At 70.7% G+C, this 232-nt stretch carries 1 pseudogene; it reads right to left on the bottom strand.

Annotated features, from left to right (window positions below):
* Positions 1-232, bottom strand: a pseudogene (locus tag AC0IX4_RS23410) (histidine kinase); the annotation flags it as partial.

A 232-nucleotide genomic window follows, 5' to 3' on the forward strand; every position in this document is an offset into this window, starting at 1 on the left:
AGATCCGGGGCCTTGCCGACCAGCTCGGCCGCCTCGTCCCGCAGACTGATCAAGCCCGTCAGCGAGTCGGTGTCGTAGACACCCGAGGCGATGACCCCGAGGTTGCGCCGCATGTGCGACACCCGATCTCGCAGTGCCGCCGTCGCGCGGACCGCCGCCGCAGCCGGGTTGTTCAGCTCGTGCGTCAGGCCGGCCGACACCGACCCCAGAGCCAACAGCCGTTCCCGCTGGT

It is taken from the genome of Rhodococcus sp. AC861 (assembly GCF_979256035.1).